At 40.6% G+C, this 5,235-nt stretch carries 7 protein-coding genes; 5 read left to right on the top strand and 2 right to left on the bottom strand.

Annotation, left to right across the window (positions count from 1 at the left end; all coding sequences use genetic code 11):
* Positions 1-216 precede the first annotated feature (216 nt).
* A complete protein-coding gene (locus tag ACO1R6_RS23975; RefSeq protein ID WP_486268162.1) occupies positions 217-708 on the top strand; it encodes a DUF421 domain-containing protein in 492 nt (163 codons plus the stop codon).
* Positions 709-972: 264 nt separating this feature from the next.
* Positions 973-1,479 (top strand): hypothetical protein, encoded by a 507-nt coding sequence (locus ACO1R6_RS23980; RefSeq protein WP_486268164.1) that lies wholly within the window; start codon positions 973-975, stop codon positions 1,477-1,479.
* A 97-nt stretch (positions 1,480-1,576) separates the two neighbouring features.
* Here ACO1R6_RS23980 and ACO1R6_RS23985 read toward each other — a convergent pair whose 3' ends face one another.
* Both ACO1R6_RS23985 and ACO1R6_RS23990 read right to left on the bottom strand, forming a co-directional pair.
* A complete protein-coding gene (locus tag ACO1R6_RS23985) occupies positions 1,577-1,771 on the bottom strand; it encodes a hypothetical protein (RefSeq protein WP_486268166.1) in 195 nt (64 codons plus the stop codon).
* An 88-nt stretch (positions 1,772-1,859) separates the two neighbouring features.
* Positions 1,860-2,360, bottom strand: a complete 501-nt coding sequence (locus ACO1R6_RS23990; protein WP_486268168.1) for a hypothetical protein — start codon at positions 2,358-2,360, stop codon at positions 1,860-1,862.
* Between the two features lie 332 nt (positions 2,361-2,692).
* Between ACO1R6_RS23990 and ACO1R6_RS23995 the strand changes: the two genes are divergently transcribed.
* The 3 genes from ACO1R6_RS23995 to ACO1R6_RS24005 form a co-directional block, all read left to right on the top strand.
* Positions 2,693-3,145, top strand: a complete 453-nt coding sequence (locus tag ACO1R6_RS23995; protein ID WP_486268169.1) for a MarR family winged helix-turn-helix transcriptional regulator — start codon at positions 2,693-2,695, stop codon at positions 3,143-3,145.
* Between the two features lie 473 nt (positions 3,146-3,618).
* Positions 3,619-4,647 (top strand): aldo/keto reductase, encoded by a 1,029-nt coding sequence (locus ACO1R6_RS24000; protein ID WP_486268171.1) that lies wholly within the window; start codon positions 3,619-3,621, stop codon positions 4,645-4,647.
* Positions 4,648-4,915: 268 nt separating this feature from the next.
* Positions 4,916-5,235: hypothetical protein (locus ACO1R6_RS24005; protein ID WP_486268173.1), on the top strand; the 320-nt coding region annotated here is incomplete at its 3' end.

Below are 5,235 nucleotides of genomic sequence, written 5' to 3' on the forward strand. Positions count from 1 at the left end.
TAAGTAGTTTAATAGTAAAACAGCAAAGCCTGGTGCCTGTAAGCGCCAGGCTTTGCTGTTTTAAGTTGTGTTGGCTGCTTTTCGGCCATAAATTATTGCCGGTATTACCACAGGTTTTACGGGTAAGCCAATATTTATCTGCCAATGCTCTATAGATAAAACTTTAATGTGCGATTCGCGTTTTTGTAAGCGGCTTTGTACTACGTGTTTTATAAAATGGAAGAGTTACTGCGGGAAATAATTGGGCCGGATTCTGAAGCCATAAACTGGTGGCAAATGTGCATCAGGGGCATCATTGTGTTTATCATTACTTTAATATTAATACGTGTAGGCGATTACCGCATTTTTGGTAAAAATACTGCTTTTGATATTGCCATTGGGGTGATATTGGGCTCTACGCTAAGCCGGGCAATTACGGCTAATGCTCCTTTTATACCCACTATTATTACCAGCATATTTTTGGTAGTACTGCACCGGGTACTGGCTAGTTTGGCTTGCCGAACCAGTGTGGGTAAATTTATAAAAGGGCGCGAACACCAATTGGTAAAAAACGGCCAGGTGTTGCGCGATAAAATGAACGCCAACAATATTACCGACCACGATTTAGAGGAAGCCATGCGCAGCAATGGTAAAACCCAAAGCTTGGCCGAAGTAGATAGTGCTTTTCTGGAACGGAGCGGCAATATTAGTATTGTTACCAAAAAATAATTTGCTCTGGATTTAGAGAGGCGATCAATCGGTACCCGTTCTGGCTTACGCTTCCATACACCCAGCTTTATTCAGAAACGCTTTTTATGGGTTATAGCCTTAAAACTAACTTTATTTAGGTATAAACGGTAAAAGAAAACAAAAGGCACTATTTTTATTTTAGGGCTTGGGAGTAAGGTAAAGAAAGTGTCTTTGCCGGGCTATTATCCGTTCTGTAGGGTTTACGTATACTGTTATTATTTTTTAAGTTCTACTGCACCAACTATGAATAAAACTAAAACACAACACCTCTTTAAAAAAGCCTTAATATCGCTGGCCAGCGGTATAACCGGGGCGGTTGCATTAACTGTAGTACACGAAACCGCACGCCGTTTTATACCCAATGCGCCCCGGATGGATGTATTAGGCATGCGCGCGATTGCCCGTGGTATGTACAAAATGGACGAAAGGCCACCCGAAGAAAATAAATTATTCCAGTATTCAATAATCGGCGATATTTTATCTAATTCCTTGTATTACAGCCTTACCGGAACTGGTCGGAAAGCCTGGCTGCGGGGAGCTACTTTAGGCGCTCTGGCCGGCATTGGCGGTGTAGTATTGCCGGGCCCCATGGGATTGGGCAAAGAACCCAGTGGCCGTACACCCCAAACCAAAGCCATGACCATTGCCTGGTATTTATTAGGTGGTTTAACGGCTGCAGCCCTTTCGCGCACTTTATTCGAAAAACCAACTGTAGAAGAACTCGACGATGACGATGTGGCAGTGGTATAAATAATTTACCAATACTAAGCAAAATGCCGGTTGCCTGCATACAGGAGGTAACCGGCATTTTTTATAAAAGATTAAAAATAAATTTTCTGGATTAACGCTACTTTTCCTTGGTGGAGGCTGCGCCCCGGCCAGAACCGCTTTTTTTGCCGCCGTGGTCTTGTTTATTTATCGTGGCCCAGGCTCGTTTTTCGGCTTCTTCTTTCGATACACCGCTTTTTTCGTAACTATCTTCAATGTGCTCGGCTTGCCGCTTTTGCTTGTCGGTATACGCCGATTTATCTCCTCGTGGCATATTTTTATAATATTTTATTAACTATAATTTATACATGTAGTCTAAAAACTTAATCTTTACTACCCAAAGTAAACTTTAGTTAGCTGTACTACCCGGCTGATTTGGTTTTACTTTTGGCAGTACGGGTAGTTTTAGGGGGTGTACTATTAGTAGTAGCGGCTTTGGTGCCAGTTGTATTTGCGCCAACAGCTTTAGTACTGGTTTTAGGCGTTTTGCTTTTAGTAGCAGCGGTACTGCTCACCGATTTTGTTTTAGGAGCCGGTTGAGATTTAGCCGCAGTAGCAGCTTTTTTGGGGCTGGCTGCTTGGGTAGCAGTTGCCTTTTTATGGACAGTTGCCGGTTTGATGAGGCCGGTTTTTTCGCCAATCGTTTCTGTAACATCGGTAATGCCTTGTGTCACTTTAGAAGTCGCATTGGTTACAGCTGCTTTAGCCTGGTTGGTTTTACGGGTTACAGTTCGCTTAGTAGCTGGGCTAGGCGTTAAATCGTCAATAATTTCGGCTGCTTTTCTGGTTACTTTTTTTACGGTTTTAGATACCGCTCCGGGTAAAGCAGGCTCGGAACTCTGGGTTTTTCTGGTACTAGGCATAGTTTTATTTTTTATCTCCATTAATAAGTAAAATATTACTGCCAGAAAATGTTTTATTATTTGTAAATAAAAGATAATCAGGGTTATATATTAACGTGTATATAAAAATAGTGTTTTAAATTTTTGCTTATGTAATATTGGTTTAGTTATGTTTACAGATAAATGGTTAAACCAGACTAACCGGGTTATGACCAGAATGGATAATTATTTTATTTTTAATTTTTAAACCGAGAGCCTTAAAGGCTGTTATTTGTATAATAAACGCCTTTTTTGGTAGTTAGTATTTTATCTTTCCAGATATATCCTGAATAAACCTTCTTAAAATTTAAGCTGTGACCATAGAAGAAGCAATAAAGCAGCAAAAGCGCTTTAAGGATCCGCATCACCGGATGATTGTAAATTTAATGTTTACCAGCAACTGGGTAGAGCGCCAGATAGCCATACAATTGCGTCCGTTTGGTTTATCGTTGCAACAACACAATGTACTCCGGATTTTACGGGGGCAATATCCCAACCCAAGCACTTTGGGTATGATTCAGGAACGAATGCTGGATCGGATGTCTAATGCTACCCGTTTAGTAGATAAACTCCTGGATAAAGAACTGGTGCAGCGGGCACAATGTGTAACCAATCGTCGCAAAGTAGATATTGTTATTACCCCCAAAGGTTTAGCGTTATTATCCGAAACCGATGCCATAATAGATGCCTTTGATCAAACGTACAACAGCCTTACGGCCGAAGAAGCTACGCAATTAGGTGAATTATTGGATAAACTGCGTGACTAACCAGGTGGGTACTTAAAATAATTTAATCTAGCGCCGGGGAATAAAAATTTTGGTTAAAACCAGCCGGTTTATAGCTTACATTTTCCGGTAGCATTTTCCTGAACTTTAGGCAATTGTTTTAAACCTGCAATAGTATACGCATACTTTTACTTATACAGGATGCTATAACACTTATTAAAGAACTTTACGTTAAATGAATAGTATGGCACCGTAATTGTAAATAAAGCAGTATCATAGCTTACATATATATTAAGGCAGAAACAGTTCATGACTGTTTTTGCCTTTTTTTATTAGTTCATTATTAGCCCACGCTTTCTTCAAAATTTCTTTTAAGTAACCTGCTTATTTCAACTACTATACAGAACGGGTAGCAAATATTTTATTTATACCGTAATCGATTCGGATCGGTTTGCCTGCGTAAACGGTTATAATAAATGAATAATCACAAACCTTAAAGAATAGTCAGAATCGCTATGAAGTACAATTTATTGGGTGACACGGGGGTGCTGGTATCGGAACTTTGTTTTGGCACCATGACCTTTGGCGGACAGGGCCATTGGCAGGCCATTGGTCAGCAACAGCAAGACGAAGTAAACGATTTACTTAAAACGGCCATTGACGCCGGTATTAACTTTATTGATACGGCCAATGTGTATTCTTTTGGCTTATCGGAGCAAATGCTGGGCGCCGGCCTGAAGCAAACGGGCCTGGATCGGCAAAGTTTATTTATTGCCACCAAGGTGCGTGGCCGCATGGGCCCGGCCGTAAACGAATTAGGCCTTTCACGGTACCATATTTTTCAGTCGGTAGAAGAAAGTTTGCTGCGCCTGCAAACCGACCACATTGATTTACTTTATGTACACGGCGTAGACTTTGCAACCTCCGTAGAGCAAGTGGTACATACCCTGCATGATGTAGTAATGAGTGGCAAAGTACGCTACGTGGGGGTGTGTAACTGGCCGGCCTGGATGGTGATGAAAGCTCTGGGTATTGCCCGGAAAAATGGCTGGCACGAATTTATAGGTATGCAATATTTTTATGCCGCCGCCAACCGCGATGCCGAACACGAATTATTGCCACTTGCCCAAGACCAGCACCTGGCCTTTATGCCCTGGAGCCCTTTGGCTGGTGGTTTCTTATCCGGTAAGTTCACCCGAGAACAAACAAATACCGGTGGGCAGTCGCGTCGCGATAATTTTGATTTCCCGGTAATTAACAAAGAACGGGCCTACGATATAATAGAGGTAATGCAGCCGTTGGCCGAGGGGTACGGGGTAGCGGTGGCAGAAGTTGCCCTGGCTTGGGTGCGCCAACAAAATGGCATAACCAGTACCATTATTGGCGCAAAAAATGTTGATCAGTTAAAAGCCAATATTCATTCTACTGGTTTTAATTTAACTGACGCAGAATTGCAACAACTAGCCGAAGCCAGCAAACCCGAAAGAATGTACCCTGGTTGGATGGTAGAGCGACAAATGGCCGATCGCTTTCCGGCAAGTTAAAAATAAAAAAAATAATATTTTAAATTAAATAAACTATGGCAAAGGATTTGCTCTAAGATATTTACTGTTTTCATATCTTTCTTTTTTCCAGGGCAAGGGCAATTTTGGTTGTTCTTGCCCTGTTTTGTTAAATACCTGCTTTAACACATTGGTTTAATGGTATCAAAAGAAAAGGATATGGAAAAAAGGAAGTTAAAGTTTTAATATTTATGTGGAATAAATGAGTTGCTGGCATCCTTAAAAAGAAGCAAAAACACAGCAGGAAAATATGAAGTATTTGATCTTGGTAATTGTAGTAATTTCTTTTTTATTTTCTTGCGACACTAAAACACATAAAGAAAAATTAACAGCAAAAGAAAAATATTCTATTACACAAATTGACAGTTCCAAAAACCTTTTAATTCATTCAGCGAATTTCACAGGTGGTGTAATAATGGATAAGACTGTAGAAGGTGGTTCTAATAGCTTTACACCAACAACAGAGGAAATCCTAACAGCAGAAGGTATTTTTAAGAAATGCTTGTATATAGATAAAGTTGGTTCAGATGGTATAGAAATAGACACTACGAAAATTGTAGAGCCTATGAA

It is taken from the genome of Adhaeribacter sp., assembly GCF_057359045.1.